The 17,329-nt window shown below is 25.1% G+C and carries 17 protein-coding genes; 9 read left to right on the top strand and 8 right to left on the bottom strand.

The genetic code is table 11. The features are described 5' to 3' along the window. Position 1: 1 nt before the first annotated feature. Both H0H62_RS01375 and gyrB read right to left on the bottom strand, forming a co-directional pair. The gene (locus H0H62_RS01375) at positions 2-793 is read right to left on the bottom strand and encodes an undecaprenyl-diphosphate phosphatase (RefSeq protein ID WP_185860959.1); all 792 of its coding nucleotides are present in this window, start codon (positions 791-793) and stop codon (positions 2-4) included. A gap of 46 nt (positions 794-839) precedes the next feature. Continuing rightward, positions 840-2,765 (bottom strand): DNA topoisomerase (ATP-hydrolyzing) subunit B, encoded by a 1,926-nt coding sequence (gene gyrB / locus H0H62_RS01370; protein WP_185860958.1) that lies wholly within the window; start codon positions 2,763-2,765, stop codon positions 840-842. An 81-nt stretch (positions 2,766-2,846) separates the two neighbouring features. On the opposite strand from gyrB, the gene argH reads away from it, so the two are divergent. Further along, complete coding sequence (gene argH, locus H0H62_RS01365) at positions 2,847-4,235, top strand: argininosuccinate lyase (RefSeq protein ID WP_185860957.1); 1,389 nt, start codon at positions 2,847-2,849, stop codon at positions 4,233-4,235. On the opposite strand, the gene trmD is transcribed toward argH, so the two are convergent. Next, positions 4,213-4,881: a tRNA (guanosine(37)-N1)-methyltransferase TrmD gene (trmD, locus tag H0H62_RS01360; RefSeq protein ID WP_185860956.1), complete on the bottom strand. Its 669-nt coding sequence runs from the start codon at positions 4,879-4,881 to the stop codon at positions 4,213-4,215. The genes argH and trmD overlap by 23 nt on opposite strands. A gap of 93 nt (positions 4,882-4,974) precedes the next feature. On the opposite strand from trmD, the gene der reads away from it, so the two are divergent. The 3 genes from der to H0H62_RS01345 all read left to right on the top strand — a co-directional run bounded on the left by der (position 4,975) and on the right by H0H62_RS01345 (position 9,321). Further along, the gene (gene der, locus H0H62_RS01355; RefSeq protein ID WP_185860955.1) at positions 4,975-6,303 is read left to right on the top strand and encodes a ribosome biogenesis GTPase Der; all 1,329 of its coding nucleotides are present in this window, start codon (positions 4,975-4,977) and stop codon (positions 6,301-6,303) included. A gap of 31 nt (positions 6,304-6,334) precedes the next feature. After that, positions 6,335-6,937: a Holliday junction branch migration protein RuvA gene (gene ruvA, locus H0H62_RS01350; protein WP_185860954.1), complete on the top strand. Its 603-nt coding sequence runs from the start codon at positions 6,335-6,337 to the stop codon at positions 6,935-6,937. An 80-nt stretch (positions 6,938-7,017) separates the two neighbouring features. Continuing rightward, positions 7,018-9,321 (top strand): inorganic phosphate transporter, encoded by a 2,304-nt coding sequence (locus H0H62_RS01345; protein ID WP_185861002.1) that lies wholly within the window; start codon positions 7,018-7,020, stop codon positions 9,319-9,321. On the opposite strand, the gene H0H62_RS01340 is transcribed toward H0H62_RS01345, so the two are convergent. Together H0H62_RS01340 and H0H62_RS01335 are read right to left on the bottom strand one after the other, a co-directional pair. After that, complete coding sequence (locus H0H62_RS01340) at positions 9,318-10,310, bottom strand: LuxE/PaaK family acyltransferase (RefSeq protein WP_185860953.1); 993 nt, start codon at positions 10,308-10,310, stop codon at positions 9,318-9,320. The genes H0H62_RS01345 and H0H62_RS01340 overlap by 4 nt on opposite strands. Further along, entirely contained in the window at positions 10,300-10,809 is a 510-nt protein-coding gene (locus H0H62_RS01335) for a CvpA family protein (protein ID WP_185860952.1), read from the bottom strand. Before H0H62_RS01335 ends, H0H62_RS01340 begins: the two co-directional genes overlap by 11 nt. A gap of 27 nt (positions 10,810-10,836) precedes the next feature. On the opposite strand from H0H62_RS01335, the gene H0H62_RS01330 reads away from it, so the two are divergent. Together H0H62_RS01330 and pheS are read left to right on the top strand one after the other, a co-directional pair. Next, entirely contained in the window at positions 10,837-11,199 is a 363-nt protein-coding gene (locus H0H62_RS01330) for a hypothetical protein (RefSeq protein WP_185860951.1), read from the top strand. 6 nt (positions 11,200-11,205) lie between these two features. Continuing rightward, entirely contained in the window at positions 11,206-12,192 is a 987-nt protein-coding gene (pheS, locus tag H0H62_RS01325) for a phenylalanine--tRNA ligase subunit alpha (RefSeq protein WP_185860950.1), read from the top strand. Here pheS and rlmB read toward each other — a convergent pair. Together rlmB and H0H62_RS01315 are read right to left on the bottom strand one after the other, a co-directional pair. Further along, positions 12,176-12,937: a 23S rRNA (guanosine(2251)-2'-O)-methyltransferase RlmB gene (gene rlmB, locus H0H62_RS01320; RefSeq protein ID WP_185860949.1), complete on the bottom strand. Its 762-nt coding sequence runs from the start codon at positions 12,935-12,937 to the stop codon at positions 12,176-12,178. The two genes, pheS and rlmB, sit on opposite strands and share 17 nt — an antisense overlap. A gap of 364 nt (positions 12,938-13,301) precedes the next feature. After that, positions 13,302-13,565: a YtxH domain-containing protein gene (locus H0H62_RS01315; RefSeq protein WP_185860948.1), complete on the bottom strand. Its 264-nt coding sequence runs from the start codon at positions 13,563-13,565 to the stop codon at positions 13,302-13,304. Between the two features lie 102 nt (positions 13,566-13,667). On the opposite strand from H0H62_RS01315, the gene murB reads away from it, so the two are divergent. Together murB and H0H62_RS01305 are read left to right on the top strand one after the other, a co-directional pair. Beyond that, positions 13,668-14,684 (top strand): UDP-N-acetylmuramate dehydrogenase, encoded by a 1,017-nt coding sequence (gene murB / locus H0H62_RS01310; protein WP_185860947.1) that lies wholly within the window; start codon positions 13,668-13,670, stop codon positions 14,682-14,684. Between the two features lie 115 nt (positions 14,685-14,799). Continuing rightward, a complete protein-coding gene (locus tag H0H62_RS01305) occupies positions 14,800-15,603 on the top strand; it encodes a purine-nucleoside phosphorylase (protein ID WP_185860946.1) in 804 nt (267 codons plus the stop codon). Positions 15,604-15,609: 6 nt separating this feature from the next. On the opposite strand, the gene H0H62_RS01300 is transcribed toward H0H62_RS01305, so the two are convergent. Continuing rightward, the gene (locus tag H0H62_RS01300) at positions 15,610-16,620 is read right to left on the bottom strand and encodes an Mrp/NBP35 family ATP-binding protein (protein ID WP_185860945.1); all 1,011 of its coding nucleotides are present in this window, start codon (positions 16,618-16,620) and stop codon (positions 15,610-15,612) included. Positions 16,621-16,690: 70 nt separating this feature from the next. Between H0H62_RS01300 and H0H62_RS01295 the strand changes: the two genes are divergently transcribed. Continuing rightward, a complete protein-coding gene (locus H0H62_RS01295) occupies positions 16,691-17,329 on the top strand; it encodes a 4'-phosphopantetheinyl transferase family protein (RefSeq protein ID WP_185860944.1) in 639 nt (212 codons plus the stop codon).

Below are 17,329 nucleotides of genomic sequence, written 5' to 3'. Positions count from 1 at the left end.
TTCAAAATTTTACAATCGGTTTTATTAAATAATGTATAATAAGAAAAAAAGTTCCTAAAAAAATTCTATAGTATCCGAATAATTTAAAATTATTTAAATATTTTATGAAACATTTGATAGATATCATTCCAGCGATAAAAGACGCGATGTTTCCTAATAATAATAATTCTATATCTTTAAATGTAAAAGAATTTAATTGAAAATAATAGTCAAATAATTTTTTACATGTAGCAATTCCAATGACAGGGATAGATAAAAAAAAAGAAAATTCAATAGTTTTTTTTCTATTCACATTTTGTAACATACAAGCAACAATGTTAGTTGCGCTTCTAGATACTCCTGGTATTAAAGCCATACATTGAAATAATCCAATAATAAAAGCTTTCAAATAAGTAATACTATTTTTTCTATTATGAAAATTTTTTTCATAAACAATTTCTACTTTCAAAATTACTAATCCTCCTATCAAAAGAGATAAAGCGACTATAAGTGGTTTATCTAAAAAAAAATTGGTTATTTTGTTCAATAAAAAACCAAAAATACATACAGGAAAACTAGCTATGAATACTTTGAGATAAAAATCTAATTTTTGAAAAAAAAACTTGTTTCTATATAAAAAAATTACAGATAAAACGGCTCCAAATTGAACAGAAATAAGAAATAAATTTGTTATTCTATTTTCTAGAATTCCCATTATGGAAGCCGCAATAATCATGTGTCCTGTAGAAGAAATAGGAAAAAATTCTGTAATTCCTTCAAGAATTCCTAATAGGATCGATTGAATATAATTCATAACGATATTAATTAATAGATTTTACTCTCTCAATCAATTCAAAAAACTAAACATCAATTTTTGCATGTATTGCATTTTGTTCTATAAAATTTCTTCGTGGGGGAACTTCATCTCCCATAAGAATGGAGAATATTTTGTCTGCTTCTGAATAATCGTCTATATTCACTTTACGTAAAGTTCTTTTTTTTGGATTCATTGTTGTTTCCCAAAGTTGTTCTGCATTCATTTCTCCTAAGCCTTTATAGCGTTGTATATTGATAGATTTTCTTCCTCCTAATTTATGGATAATATTTTCTCTTTCTTTATCATTCCAAGCATATTGATAATGATTTCCTTTTCGAATGAAATAAAGTGGAGGTGTAGCAATATAAATGTGTCCTTTTTCTATTAAGGGTTTCATATAACGAAAGAATAATGTTAAAATTAAAGTAGAAATATGACTTCCATCTATATCTGCATCTGTCATAATAATGACTTTATTATATCTAAGTTTTTTTATATTTAAAATTTTTTGATCTTCTTCTGTTCCAATAGAAACTCCTAAAGAAGTAAATATATTTTTTATTTCCTCATTTTCAAATATTTTATATTGCATAGCTTTTTCAACATTTAGTATTTTCCCTCGCAAGGGTAAAATTGCTTGAAAATTCCTATCTCTTCCTTGTTTAGCCGTCCCTCCAGCAGAATCTCCTTCTACTAAATAAATTTCACAATTTTCTGGATTATTGAAAGAACAATCCGCTAATTTTCCAGGTAAAACACTATTTATAGGATTTTTTTTCTGTATTATTAATTCACGAGCTTTCTTAGCTGCTTGACGTGCTTTAGCTGCTAATATTATTTTATCAATAATTTTTTTTCTATCACTAGGGTGTTCTTCTAAATAACTATACAACGCTTCTCCCATAATTTTTTCCACAATACCTCCTACTTCGTGATTACTTAATTTGGTTTTAGTTTGTCCTTCAAATTGGGGTTCCATTACTCTAACAGATATAATAGCTGTAATTCCTTCTCTAAAATCATCTCCAGTGAATTCTATTTTATTAGATAAAATGCCATATCCATCTACATATTTTTTAAACGTTCTTGTTAATGCTCTTCGGAAACCTGAAATATGAGTTCCTCCTTCATAAGTATTGATATTATTCACATAAGAATAAATTTTTTCTTTAAAAGAAGTGTTGTATTGCATTGCAATTTCGACAACCGTATTATCTTTCTCTCCTTCAATAAAAAGGATATTTTTGGTTAAAGATTCATGATTTTTATCTAAAATTGGGAGATATTCTTTTAATCCATTTTTAGAAAAAAAATGTTCTTTTATATTCTCTCTTTCGTCTTTCAAAAATAAGTACAAACCTTTATTTAAAAAAGATAATTCTTTCAATCGATTCGATAAAATTTCATAATTATATATAATGGAATTGAAAATAGAATGATCAGCAAGATAATAAATTTTTGTTCCTTGCATATTTGTTTTTCCTAAAAATTTTACAGGATTAAGGGCTTTTCCTTGAAAATACTCTTGTTGATAAATTTTTCCGTTTCTATAAATTGTAACTATAAGTTTTTGAGACAGAGCATTAACACAAGAAATTCCGACTCCATGTAATCCTCCAGAAACTTTATAAGAATTTTTATCAAATTTACCACCTGCACCAATTTTTGTCATAACAACTTCTAGAGCCGATATTCCTTCTTTTTTATGAATTTCTATTGGAATACCACGACCATTGTCAAGTACAGTGATAAATCCATTTTTATGAATTGTTACCCATATTTTATTGCAAAATCCTGCTAAAGCTTCATCTACAGAATTATCTATCACTTCGTAAACTAAATGATGTAACCCTCTAATCCCAACGTCTCCAATATACATAGAGGGTCTGAGTCTAATATGTTCAATCCCTTCAAGAGATTGAATACTATCTGCTGTATAATCTTTTATTGTATTATGTTTTTTATTCATAACCCATTATAATTTTATTTTTTTACATAAAATTTATAGTTTTATCTTATAATTAATCAAAGATAGAAAAAATATTATTCCGTGAAAATTTGGGAAAAAAAAAAGAATTTTAGTTTTAGTAAAGAAATAGAAAATTTTACTTCAAGTAAGGACTCAAAAATAGATTTACTTTTGGCTCCACATGATGTTATAGGAACCATAGCTCATATTATTATGTTAAAAAGTATAGGATTATTAAATAAAAAAGATTTAAAAATTTTAATTCAGGAATTGCGTAACATTTATCTTAACGAAATTTTAAAGAATAATTTTAAGATTAATGAAGGGATAGAAGATATTCATTCTCAAATAGAATTTTTACTAACCAATCGTTTAGGAGAAGTAGGAAAAAAAATACATAGTGGTAGATCCAGAAATGATCAAATTTTGGTAGATTTAAAACTTTTTGTTCGTACAGAAATCAAGGAAATCGTATACATGACTTATTCTTTTTTTGATTTATTATTAAAATTAAGTGAACAACATAAAAATATATTAATGCCTGGTTATACTCATTATCAAATAGCGATGCCTTCTTCTTTTGGTCTTTGGTTTGCTGCATATGCAGAAGGGTTAATAGATGATTTACTCTTAATGCAGACCGCATATCGTATCGTAAACAAAAATCCTTTAGGGTCCGCCGCAGGTTATGGATCTTCTTTACCTTTAAATAGAAAAATGACAACTGATTTATTGGGTTTCGAAAATTTAAATTATAATGTAGTATATGCTCAAATGGGACGTGGAAAAATGGAAAGAATTGTTTCAGAATCTATTTCTTCTTTGGCAAGAACTTTAGGTAAAATGGCACAAGATATTTGCTTATACTTAAGTCAAAATTTTAATTTTATTAGTTTTCCTGATCATCTTACTACCGGGTCTAGCATTATGCCTCACAAGAAGAATCCAGATGTTTTTGAAATTATAAGAGCAAAATGTAATAGAATGACCTCGTTACCTAATGAAATTTCTTTGATTTCTTCTAATTTATGTTCCGGATATCATAGAGATTTTCAAATTATTAAAGAAAGATTTATTCCTATTTTTGAAGAAATAAAAAAATGTTTTTCTATGTTTCAATATATGTTGAATCATATCATAGTAAAAAAGGATATTCTTTTAGATGATAAATATCAATACTTGTTTAGTGTTGAGGTCGTGAACAAATTAGTTATTGAAAAAGGATTTTCTTTCAGAAAAGCTTATCAAAAAGTAGGTTTAGATATACAAAATGGATGTTTCAAACCCTTTACTAAGGGATGTTATTCTCATGAAGGAAGTATAGGAAATTTGTGCAATTCTAAAATTAGAAATTTGATGGAAGATGTAATTAAAGAATTTAAGTTTGATAAACTTGATGAAGTTATAAAACGTTTAATTTATAAAAAAATCCATTTTTATGGATCCTCTAAAAATCCGATTTTTGTTTGAATTTTATAGATTTTTTATCTAACCAATCCTTTATCTTCTTATGATGTCCAGATAAAAGTATTTTTGGGACAGCCCATCCTTTATAAATAACGGGCCTAGTGTAAATAGGAGGTGCTATAAAGTATTTTTTTTGGAAAGAATCTGTTAGAATGGAATCTTTATTTTGTATTACTCCAGGTAACAATCTAACCATAGATTCTACAACAACAGCAGCAGCTAATTCTCCTCCAGATAAAATATAATTTCCAATAGAAATTTCTTTAGAGATTAAGTTCTCCCTGATTCTTTGATCAATTCCTTTATAACGTCCACAAAGAATGATAATATTTTTCTTGTCAATTAAATCTTGAGCATATTTTTGTGAAAATAACTTTCCATCAGGACTCATAAAAATTTTTTCATCATAATCTCTTTCTGATAAAAGTTTTGAAAAACATTGATATACGGGCTCTATTCTAATTACCATACCTGATCCACCTCCATAAGGATAATCATCCACATTTTTTCTTTTCCCTAAACCATATTTACGTAAATCATGAACATAAATATCAATTATTCCTTTATTCATAGCCTTTTTAATAATGGAATTTGAAAAAGGACTATGAAAAATTTCAGGTACTATACTAACAATATCTATACGTAACACATTATTTTTTTGTTAATATACACTTTGACTAATAATCTAAGAATGAAACTAATAAAAAAATTTTACCTTTGTGATGTGAATAATTTATTAAAAATGAATTATATCGTATCTATAGTAGGACGTCCTAATGTAGGAAAATCAACTTTATTTAATCGTCTTGTAGGAAGAAGAAAAGCTGTTGTTCATGTTACAAGTGGAGTAACAAGAGATCGTATTTATGGAGATTCAGAATGGAATGGCGTAAAATTTTCTGTAGTAGATACTGGTGGTTTTTCAGTTTCAAAAAATGATGTACTGGAAAAAGAAATAAAAAACCAAATTTGTACAGCTATTAAAGAATCTGATGTAATTTTATTTTTAGTAGATATAAAAATAGGAATATTAGATGCGGATATAGAATTTTCTAAAATTTTAAGAAAATATAAAAAAATAATTTTATTAGTAGTGAATAAAGTAGATAACGGAAAATCTATGTATTCTGATACAGATTTTTTCCGTTTAGGATTTGAAAAATATTACTATATATCAGCTAAAAATGGGAGTGGAACAGGAGAATTACTAGATAAATTAATAGAAATTTTAAAAACGGAATTTTTTTTAAAACAAAAGAAAAAAATATTGGAAGACGAATTTCTTCCTCGTTTTTCAATAGTAGGACGTCCAAATGTAGGAAAATCAACTTTAATTAACTCTTTTCTAAATACAAATCATCATATTGTGACAAATATTTCGGGGACAACCAGGGATAGTCTAGACGTGTTATATAATAAATATGAATGTATTTTAGTAGATACACCTGGAATCAGAAAAAAATCCAAAATAAAAGATAACATTGAATTTTATTCTACTATGAGAACGTTTAAATCAATAGAATATGCGGATGTTTGTTTTTTAATGGTAGATGCAGTTTGTGGATGGGAAAAACAGGATATGAATATTTTTAGATTAGTGGAAAAAAATAACAAAGGGGTTATAATTCTTATTAATAAATGGGATTTATTTCATCATAAACCAAATTATGATACACAAAAAAATTACGAATTTTTTATAAGAAAAAAAATTTCTCCATTTTATAATGTTCCCATTCTTTTTATATCCGCTAAAAATAAAGATGGAATACACAATATTATTCCCACTGCTTATAAAGTTCTAAAAACCCGTAAAAATAGATTAAAAACGAATATTTTAAATAAAATTATGTTACCAATTTTTAAAAAAAATCCTCCAACTCCTAATAAAAAAAATAAATTCATAACTATAAAGTATTGTACTCAGTTGCCTTCATGCACTCCAAAATTTATTTTTTTTTCTAATTTTCCTAAAAATATAAAAGAATCTTATAAAAGATTTATTGAAAATAAAATTCGTTTTTACTTTGATTTTATAGGTGTCCCTATACAAATTTTTTTTAGAAAAAAATAACTTATAAAAGTTATTATCTATTGATAATATCGTGATAACACATTTAATAGGAAAGTTAGTAGAAAAAAATCAATCTTATTTAATAATAGATTGTCATGGAGTAGGATATCATCTTTATATATCCTCATATACCTATTCTTCTTTATTTGAAAAAGAAGGAAAAGATGTTTACATACATACTTATCTGTTCATAAAAGAAAATCAACATGTTTTGTATGGTTTTTTTGATAAAAAAGAAAGAAAAATATTTTCTTATTTAATATCTGTAAACGGAATAGGCCCTAGTTCTGCTATCATGTTACTATCTTCTCTAACTCCATATGAAATAGAAAAATCTATATCTCAAGAAGATGTTAAAGTATTTAATAAAGTTAAAGGAATTGGTTTAAAAATAGCTAAAAGAATTATTATTGAACTAAAAGATAAAATTATTAAAGAAATTATTACTAAAAAAGAAAAAAACGTAAAATTATTGGAAAATACACCTTATTTAATAAAAAAAGAAGCTTTAAGTGCTTTGAGTGTGCTTGGTTTTTCTCCTCAAGAGTCTAAAAAAGTTTTGGATGATATTTTGGATAAAAATACAGAATTATCTGTAGAAAATCTTATTAAAGAATCTTTGAAAAAATTATAAAATCATAAAAATTATTTACTTTTTATAAAAACAAATCTTAATACAAATTTTTTTTTGTGAATTCAATAATACCTATTATTATGAATTTTTTTTATCCCTCAATTATAGTGGTTCTTTTTTTATTATCCATATTTGATCTTATTGTAGGCTTGATTAATGATGCCGTTAATTTTCTAAATTCTGCTATTGGATCTAAAGTTTCTTCTCGTCAAACTATCATGACTTTTGCTAGCTTAGGTATTTTATTAGGAGCTCTTTTGTCTAGTGGAATGATGGAAGTAGCAAGAAAAGGGGTTTTTGATCCTTCTTATTTTTATTTTTCAGATATTATTTTTATTTTTTTATCGGTTATGATATCCGATATTATTTTATTGGATATTTTTAACACTTTAGGATACCCCACGTCTACTACAGTCTCTATGGTTTTTTGTTTATTAGGTGCGGCTTTCAGCATTACCATGATAAAAATGATTTCTCCACTTAATAATGAACCCTTACATCATTTAACTCTATATATTAAAGCAGAAAAAACATTCACCATTAGTATTGGAATTTTTTTATCTATTATTATTTCTTTTACTTCCGGTGCTTTTATTCACTATTTCATTCGTTCTTTATTTAGTTTTGAATATGAAAGTAGATTAAAATATGTAGGGGTAATATGGAGTGCAATTTCATTGAGCAGTATGACTTATTTTCTTATTGTAAGAGGGTTGCATAGTACTTTACAAGGAATTATTGATGAAAATCAAACAGAATTTTCCTTGTTCATTCAATATTTCATAAAATGGATTCATCATAATTTTTTTATTTTTTTACTTACATTATTTTCAACATGGACTCTTATATCAAAGATATTTGTTTCTTTAGGATATAATATATTAAAATTTGTCGTATTATATGGGACTTTTTCTTTAGCTATGGCTTTTGCTGGAAATGATTTAGTCAATTTTATTGGTATTCCTATAGCCAGTATACAGTCTTATAAAATATGGAAAGAATCGGGAAGTCCTCCTGCTGAAAAATTCAATATGAAAAGTTTATCTGGAAATGTACAGGTCCCATCTTCTGTTTTAATTTTTGCAGGAATGATTATGATATTCACTCTTTGGTTCTCCAAAAAAACCAAAAACATCACAAGTACAGAACTTAATTTAAGTAGACAAAATGAAGGACCAGAAAAATTTTTATCCAATCCTTTTTCTAGAGGAATTGTTCGATTTTTTTTATATTTTGGAAATAATTTTTTTAAATTATTTCCAAAAAGATTTCTAGTTAAAATAGAAAAAAACTTTAAACCAAAAAAAATACAAAAAGAAAAAAATATAGCTTTTGACCTGGTTAGAGCTTCTGCTAATTTAACTATATCCAGCATATTGATATCTATAGCCACAGTTCAAAAACTGCCATTGTCTACCACTTTTGTTACTTTTATGGTATCTATGGGGACTTCTCTTTCAGATAGAGCATGGGACAGAGAAAGTGCAGTGTATAGAGTTTCAGGGGTATTAAAAGTCATAAGAGGATGGTTTTTAACCGGGTTCATTGCTTTTATTATGGCGGGATTCATAGCTGTTTTTTTATACTTTTTTAAAGCGTGGGCTCTATCCTTTCTTATTTTTTTTATTTTATTTCTTTTTTACAGAAGTTATAAAAACTATAATAAAATGAAAGGGATAAAAATGGAAAAAAAACCGTTTTTTGGGATAGTAAATCTAACTTTAGAGATCACTTTAAGCAATACCTTAGATATTCTAAAACCAATATTTGAATATATTGAGAATATTTACAAAAATAGCATAGAAGGAATTACTAAAGAAAATTTAGTAATTCTTCAAAAGAGTCGAAATAATTTTTTAAAAGTAAAAGAAAATTTTACGAAAATACATAACTCTTTGATTAAAGTTATTAGAAAAACGAAGAAACACGAACCGATTTCTGGAATCCTTTATCTACATATAAACAACAAAACTAAAGAAATCGTTGAATCTTTAGACATTATTACGAATCATACATTATTTCATGTCATAAATAGTCATAAACCTTTAAAATATCAACAAAAAAATAATTTGCTAACACTTGAGCATCTTATGATGAAACATTTAAACATCATAAAAAGAATAATAATTGATAAAAATTGTAAGGGGATTAAATTTCCTTGTACTATACAAAATGATATTATAAAAATAATTGAAGAGCAAATGAATCAACAGGTTATGGGGATTATACATAATAAATATGGAACAAAAAATACATTTTTGATGTTGGATCTTCTTTTACAATCAAAAAAAATAACGGAAAGTATAGAATATCTCATTTTATTGTATCACGATGCATTACCCCATATTTCATCCAAAAAAGACGCATCTTTTTTAGCTTACTAGAAAATGGGTGTCATTAGATTACATCCTCGCATGTCTGAAAAATCCATTCTTCCTAATACTTCGAATTCATTATCATTGATTTTTTTCCCCAAATCTTGGGTAGAAATAAAAGGACAAGATAAATAATTTGATAAATCGATAATATCAATTCCTCCTATTTTATTGTTTTCTACATGTATAAAAGGATCTTCAGGATCTCTGATATATATTTTCATCCAAGGAGGACATTGAAATATTCCGTTTTTTTTGGCATATGCTTGAGAAAGCAATTCTGTCATCCCATATTCCGAATGAATTTCCTTTACACAAAAAAATTTTTTTAAATTATTGTGTAATTCTTCTCTAATGATTTCTTTTCTTCTTCCTTTCATCCCACCTGTTTCCATAATTATAACTTTGTTTCTATATTCATTTTTTTTAATATGATTATATTTTTCTATAAAATCTAATAAAGAAAAGCTAAGTCCAAAAATAAAAATATTTTTATCCTTTTTATTGGGAATAAGATGGGGATCTTTATAAGAAGTATAAGGGACAAAATAACTTCCATTTTTTTTAGTTTTTTGTATCAAATATTTTATCATATAAATTAAAGAAGAGTCTTTCCTATTTGTGGGAAAAAATCCTAAAAACTTAAATTTTTCTATCGGCCCATAAAAAAATTCAAAACCTTTTTTAATACTATCAATATAAATACTCAAATTTTGGACATAATGTTTACTTCTGAGACCATCAGTTCCACTGCTGGTAAAAATGATATCGTAACAATCCGTTATATTAGTACTCAAAATACGATGCGTTTTAAAAAAAGAAATAGGTAAAAAAGGAATTTTAGATATATTTTTGATTTCAAATGGATTAATATCTAAGGATTTAAGATAATTTTTATAAATTTCATTATTTTTAATTTGATAATGGAATATATCCCATGTCAAATTATCAAATTCTTTTTTTGATAAAATAGAAAAAATTTTTTTTTTAAAATTCATAAAATTTAAAATATAACTCTTTCAATTTATTCAATAAAGATCCTTTTTGATATAAAAGAAATTGAAATTCTTTTTCAAAGGAATTTTGTAAAAAATTATAAGAAAAGAGATGTATTTTTTTATTAGCTTCTTTTAGTAAAAGAATACATATTGAAAGACAAAAAAAACATTTAATCATACCTAATATTCCACCCCCTAATCTATCTATAGGTTTCATCCATGTGATTATCATTATAAATTCTATAATTTTTTTAGTTATAAAAGCTATAACAATAATAGAAAAAAGAGAAATTATTATAGAATAAATTATAAATTGATAGGATTTTTTGCTTACTATATTGACTTCTTTTAAGATTTCTTTAACAAAAGAGAAAATATAAAATCCTTTGAGAATCAACATAAAAAATATCATAAATATGAATAATTGAGAAATTAATCCTTTTTTATATCCATGATATCCACCATATAAAATTATAATTATAATAATTATATCTAACATAACTATTTTTTTAATATACTAAATAAAATGGAAAAAACATTTATGCAACAATTTCATATCAATTGGAATAAGGTCATATCATATATACAAAACAATTTTTATATAGAAGGACAAATTGATCTCATTGGAATTATTTACCTAATAGGAATTCAAGAATTAGGGAAAGGAAAAGATATATTCTTTAATAAAGAAGATAAAATCAATATTCTACATATTGCAATATGTAGAATATTGGAACCTTTTGGTTATTATTTGTTTACGGGAAGAGATAAAGAAGGATGGCCCCATTATATATTGAAAAATAAAATTCCTTTTAATCAGAAAGAACAATTATTTTTAATTAAAAAAGCTATTATTCGTTATATGAATGAAGAAAATATTCTTGAATAAATATATATGGATAAAAAAATAGATCAAGCAAAAGAAAAAATCAAATGTTTTCACATTAAAACATATAATGACTCAGAAACATTCAGAATTCAATTTTTAGGGAAAAAAAAGGGAATTTTAACAATTTTATTTAAAGAATTAAAACAAACTTCTATTCATGAAAGAAAAACTTATGGAAAAATTATTAATGAGTTAAAAAAAGAAGTTAAAAATAAAATAAAGATTTTTAAGTTAAAAAATGATTTTCAAAATGAAAAAATACTAAAATTCGATCCTACTATACCGGGTGAATCTATAGAAATAGGTTCAAGACATCCTATATCTCTTATAAAAGAGAGAATAATAACCCTTTTAACAAGGATAGGATTCATTTATGTAGATGGCCCTGAAATAGAAGATGATTGGCATAATTTTACAGCCTTAAATATTCCTATTTATCATCCATCTAGAGATATGCAAGATACATTTTTTTTGTGCAAAAAAAATCAAGAGATTTTGTTACGTACACACACTTCTTCTGTACAAATACGGTATATGAAAAAACATAGCCCTCCTTTTCGTGTATTGTCTATCGGAAAAGTATATAGGAATGAAACCATTTCTTCCTGTTCCAATTTCATGTTTCATCAAGCGGAAGGATTTTATATAGACAAAAAAGTTTCTTTTTCTGATTTAAAACAAACGATCCATTATTTAATCAGTTCTTTTTTTGGAGAAGTAAAGATTAGATTTCGTCCTTCTTATTTTCCTTTTACAGAGCCTAGTGCTGAAGTAGATATATATTGTAATAGTGGATGGCTAGAAATCATGGGTTGTGGAATGATAGATCCAAAAGTTTTGAAAAATGTAAATATTGATTCAGAAATTTATTCTGGATTTGCTTTTGGATTGGGAATTGAACGTTTATCTCTAATAATTTATCAAATGAAAGATATTCGAATTTATTTTAATAATGATATTCGTTTTTTAAAACAATTTAAAAGTGAGTTTTAGATTTATATTTTCTTTGTCTGAAAATTTCATATAAAATAACCCCACAAGCTACAGAAACGTTTAAAGAGGAAACTCCTTTTATTGTTGGTATTTTTGCTTTTTCGTAGGAAATTTTTAAATATTTTGAAGAAATTCCTTTTTCTTCATTTCCTAGTATTAAAGCAGTTGGACCTGAAAAATCAATATTGTACCAATATATATTGGATTTTTCTGTAGCAGAGACAATTTTTAATCCCGAGTTCGTTAAAAATTCTATTGTGTTCAATATATTTTCTTCTTTACATATTGGAACTTTAAATAAAGCACCTGAAGAAGTTTTGATAGAATCAGATCCAATCATTGCTGTATCTTTTTTTGGAATAATGATAGCATCTACTCCTGCGCATGCAGAAGTACGTATTATAGATCCAAAATTTCTTACATCTGTAATTCTATCTAGAATGATCAAAAGTGGATTTTTCCCTTTTTCATAAAATATAGGAAGCAAATCTTCTATATGATAAGTTTCTATAGGAGAAAGAATAGCAAAAACTCCTTGATGATTTTTATTTTTCAGTTGAAAAAATTGTTTTTTCGAAACAATTTGAACTGGAATATGCTCTTTTTTGGAAAGATTTATTAATTTTTTGTACGCATTTGATATTTGTTTCAACCCTTTTTTAAAAAAAAGCTTTTTAATAGTTTTTTTAGCTATAATCGCTTCTATCAATGGATGTATTCCGTAAACGATTTCTAATTTTTTCATAATACATTATTTTTTATTATCAAAGATTTTAATAAAAGATTTATTCAATAAACTCTTGATAATAAATCGTGTAATATCTCTTCCAAAATAAAATATGATAATAAAAATTAAAAAATATAAAATAGTTATAATGCCAAATCCTATAATATAATTTCCAAAATAAAAAGAAAGAAAAAAACACAAAGAAAGGCTAATTAAAAAAAAAATAATAATGCAAAATATCAATAATAAAAAATTAATAAAAATCTCTGTCATGATAGAAATCAATATTTTAATGACTTCATTTTTAAAAAGACACCATTTTTTATGTATAAAATTTTTAATAAAAATGAACATTTGAAAACAATGAAAAACTTATGAAGTTTTAAGTTCCTAATTCATCTTCTACTTGATCCATTTTTTCTATTTTATTTTTTTTCCACTTAGATTTAAAGTCTGATTTAATCTTATGTACTCTTTTTCCGATTTTTTTACCAATTTCCTGTAAATTATCTCTTAATTCTTCTGTTTTTTTTTCTAATATATTTTTTATTTTTTCCTCTTTTTTTGGAGTTAATATCATTCCTACTATTAAACCTGCCATTGTTCCTAAAATAACTCCCCAAAAAAAACTTCCTCCTTTTTTCATAAAGAATAACAATTTTATATTTTTATTTTTACTTCGGATAAATTTAATCATACAATATTTACGTACAAAATTGTATTTACGCATTTATGAAATATTTTTAACATGTTAATTAAAAAAAATTTTTCTCTAAAAAAATTCAATACATTTGGAATAAATGTTTATGCTCGTTTTTTTGTAGAAGTGAAAAGTATAGAAGACTTTCAAAAAAGTTTTGATATATATCCATATATATCAAAACTTTTTTTAGGAAATGGAAGTAATATTTTATTTTTAAAAAATTATTATCCGGGACTAGTAATAAAAATGGGAATAAAAGGAAAAAAAGTGATCAAAGAAAATGAGAATCAAGCCATTGTTAAAGCTTATGCTGGAGAGAATTGGAATGAATTTGTAAACTGGACAATCCAAAAAGGATTGAGTGGGTTAGAAAATTTATCATTTATTCCTGGGACAGTTGGAGCTGCCCCCATTCAAAATATTGGAGCATATGGAGTAGAAGTAAAAGACACTTTAATAAAAGTAGAAGCATATGAAATAGATAATAGAAAAATAAGAGAATTTACACGTGAAGAATGTAAATTACAATATCGTTATTCTTTTTTTAAACATTATAAAAATAAATTTCTGATTCTATCTGTTTTTTTTCTTTTAAGAAAGAAATATAAACAATTAAATACATCTTATGTGGAAATTCAAAAAGAATTAGAAAATATGAATATTAAAACGCCTACTATTCACAATTTAAGGAAAGCTATTTTTAATATTAGACAAAGAAAAATTCCAAATCCAAAAAAAATTGGAAATGCTGGTAGTTTTTTTACTAATCCCATAGTCGGGGTATTGAATTTTAAAAAACTAAAACATCAATACCCCACTATTACAGGTTATAGAATTTCTAATCATAAAATAAAATTATCTGCTAATTCATTAATTGAAAATATAGGATGGAAAGAAAAAAAAATTGGAAATGTAGGAATATATAAAAAAAAACCTGTCATTTTAGTAAACTATGGAAAAGCGACTGGAATGGAGATATATTCTTTTTCAGAAAAAATAACAAAAAATATAAAAAAAAAGTTCGGTATTCCTTTATCCAGAGAAGTAAATGTCATACAATAAATCAAAATGAATCAAATGACAAAAATAAATAATGAAATAATTTCCCTTTATTTTATTTTTTACTTTTTATTTATTGGAGTGTTCTGTTCGTGTAATTTGATAAAAACTTGAATTTATGTCAATGACTATAACTTTAGAAGAATCAAAACAATACATACAAAACAAAATAAAAGAAAAACCTGATTTTGGAATTTTATTATTAGGAAGTCAGTTCGATAAACTGATAGAGGAGATAAAAAATCCTATATGCATTTTTTATGAAGACATCCCCCTTTTTTCAAAAAAAAATTTATATGGAAAATTTTTATTTGGTAAAATCGAAGATAAAAATGTAGTATTTTTAATAGAACATGAAGAAAATAGAAAAAATAATTTAACAATTGTATTGTGTAAAAATATAGGAATAAATAAATTAATATTGATTAATATTTCTGGTGGAGTAAATCCAAATTACAAAATGGGTGATGTAATGTTTGTTAAGGATCATATTAATTTTTTTCCTGAAAATCCTGATATAAAAGAATTTATAAAAAATAGATTTTTTGAAATCACAGAACCATATGATCCAAAAATGATAGAAATTGCAGAAAATATTGCTATGAATCATAATATCATTATTCAGAAAGGAGTATATGTTGCTTGTCCTTATCCTAATTATAAAACCTATGCAGAATATGCAATGATCCGATCTATGGGGGGGGATAGTGTAGGAACGAATATGGTAACAGATGTCATAACAGCTAAATGTATGAATTTACGAGTCTTTGCTATGTCCATTGTTATGGGTTTATATGAAAAAACTAAAAATAAACATAATTCCGATGAAATAAATGTTTTAAACCCATTTAATCAAGAAACAGAAAAATCTATATCTATCCTAATATTAATATTAAAAGAATTTATCAAATTTTGTTTATAAAATAATTTATTTCTGCAATTGGTTGATGATATTTTTTGCAATTTTTATAAAAATATTTCTAACATTCTCGTTTTTTAAAATTACAGGAATTCCTAAATCTGAATATTCTCGTATGTTTTGTAACATAGGAATTTCTCCAAGAAAAAAAAGATTCATTTCTTTGGAAAAATCTCTTACTCCATTTTTTCCAAAAAAATAGCATTTTTCTTTAGTTCCTTTTGAAAGAACATAAGACATATTTTCTATAATTCCAAGTATAGGGACATAAATCGATCTAATCCGAAACATTCCCACAGATCGATTCACATCCGACAAAGCTATCTTTTGAGATGTACTTACTATAACAATCCCTTTTAATGGAATCTCTTGCAAAAGAGATAAATGAATATCCCCTGTTCCTGGTGGTAAATCTACAATTAAGAAATCTAATTTTCCCCAATTAGTTTCATGCATAAATTGTCTCAAAACTTTGGTTACCATGGGGCCTCTCCAAACAATAGCCTCTCCATATTTTGAAAAAAAACCTATAGATAGAATTTTTACCCCATAACTCATAATAGGATTCATAATTCCATTTTTTTGTTGTAAATTTACGGAATCTTCTTCAAGATTAAACATTAATGGAATAGAAGGACCATAAATATCCGCATCCAATAATCCAACATGAAACCCCATTTGAACTAAAGAAACAGCAATATTTGTAGCTATTGTAGATTTTCCTACTCCTCCTTTTCCAGAAGCTATAGCAATTATATTTTTTATTTCAGGTTTTATTTTTGTATCTGATTTGATTTCTATTTTTATATGTATTGTCTCTAAAATATTTTTATTTTTTATAGAATGTGTAATATCTTTTATAAGTTTGTTTCTTATATGCATAGATGGATTGGATAAACTCAAATATATTTTTATTTCATTATTTATGAAATCTATCTTTCTGACCCAACCAGATTCAATAATATTTTTATTATCAATTATAATAACATTTTCTAACGCTTTTTCAATTTTTTTTTTCATACATACATCATATATAATATTCACAATAGTACAAAAAAATGGCTAGATTTAAATATATTATAAAAATATAATGAATTTCTATACCTATAAATTTCGTCCCTTTCATACGATTATCATAGTTTTTAGATGGAAACATTTTTTAGAAACTATGTTTTTAAGAAAACTTTTTCTATCAGATAAAGAGAAGGTATTTTTTTTATCATTATCAGAAAAACGAAAAATAGAATTTTTAAGTATTCGTTATGTTTTGAAATATATAGGCATAAAAATAAATATTTTTTATAATGAAAAAAGAAAACCTTTTCTTTTTCCTGAAGGAAAATATATTTCTTTAAGTCATTCTTTTGAAAAAATAGCCATAGCTATAAGTTCTTATCATATAGGAATTGATATAGAAAAATTACGAAAAGACAAGAAAATAATAAGAATAAAGAAAAAATTTATTAGGGATGATGAATCTATTTTTATTCCTAAAAATTATGAAGAAGATTATTTGCATATTATATGGGGAATTAAAGAAAGTTTATATAAACTAGAAGGAGGAATTTTTTACAGTTTTTTAGATCATTATAAAGTTTCTCCTTTTTGTATTCAAAAGGATTCTTATGTATCATGCTGGATACTTAAAAAATACTATAGTAAGCGATTTTATGCTTTCTATAGAAAAATAGAAGAACATTACTTAGTTTACATTATAGATGATAAATAA

Source organism: Blattabacterium cuenoti (assembly GCF_014251695.1).
GTDB lineage: Bacteria > Bacteroidota > Bacteroidia > Flavobacteriales > Blattabacteriaceae > Blattabacterium > Blattabacterium cuenoti_T.
The sequence above is the reverse complement of the archived record's forward strand: the minus strand, read 5'-3'. Positions and strand labels throughout refer to the sequence as shown.

Excerpts from the sequence above, each read along its gene's own strand:
- H0H62_RS01305 (WP_185860946.1), top strand. The coding sequence starts at position 14,800 with ATGTCAATGACTATAACTTTAGAAGAATCAAAACAATACATACAAAAC.
- H0H62_RS01375 (WP_185860959.1), bottom strand. The coding sequence starts at position 793 with ATGAATTATATTCAATCGATCCTATTAGGAATTCTTGAAGGAATTACA.
- der (WP_185860955.1), top strand. The coding sequence starts at position 4,975 with ATGAATTATATCGTATCTATAGTAGGACGTCCTAATGTAGGAAAATCA.
- gyrB (WP_185860958.1), bottom strand. The coding sequence starts at position 2,765 with ATGAATAAAAAACATAATACAATAAAAGATTATACAGCAGATAGTATT.
- H0H62_RS01330 (WP_185860951.1), top strand. The coding sequence starts at position 10,837 with ATGGAAAAAACATTTATGCAACAATTTCATATCAATTGGAATAAGGTC.
- H0H62_RS01345 (WP_185861002.1), top strand. The coding sequence starts at position 7,018 with ATGAATTTTTTTTATCCCTCAATTATAGTGGTTCTTTTTTTATTATCC.
- H0H62_RS01315 (WP_185860948.1), bottom strand. The coding sequence starts at position 13,565 with ATGAAAAAAGGAGGAAGTTTTTTTTGGGGAGTTATTTTAGGAACAATG.
- pheS (WP_185860950.1), top strand. The coding sequence starts at position 11,206 with ATGGATAAAAAAATAGATCAAGCAAAAGAAAAAATCAAATGTTTTCAC.
- H0H62_RS01335 (WP_185860952.1), bottom strand. The coding sequence starts at position 10,809 with ATGTTAGATATAATTATTATAATTATAATTTTATATGGTGGATATCAT.
- H0H62_RS01295 (WP_185860944.1), top strand. The coding sequence starts at position 16,691 with ATGAATTTCTATACCTATAAATTTCGTCCCTTTCATACGATTATCATA.
- H0H62_RS01300 (WP_185860945.1), bottom strand. The coding sequence starts at position 16,620 with ATGAAAAAAAAAATTGAAAAAGCGTTAGAAAATGTTATTATAATTGAT.
- rlmB (WP_185860949.1), bottom strand. The coding sequence starts at position 12,937 with ATGAAAAAATTAGAAATCGTTTACGGAATACATCCATTGATAGAAGCG.
- murB (WP_185860947.1), top strand. The coding sequence starts at position 13,668 with ATGTTAATTAAAAAAAATTTTTCTCTAAAAAAATTCAATACATTTGGA.
- H0H62_RS01340 (WP_185860953.1), bottom strand. The coding sequence starts at position 10,310 with ATGAATTTTAAAAAAAAAATTTTTTCTATTTTATCAAAAAAAGAATTT.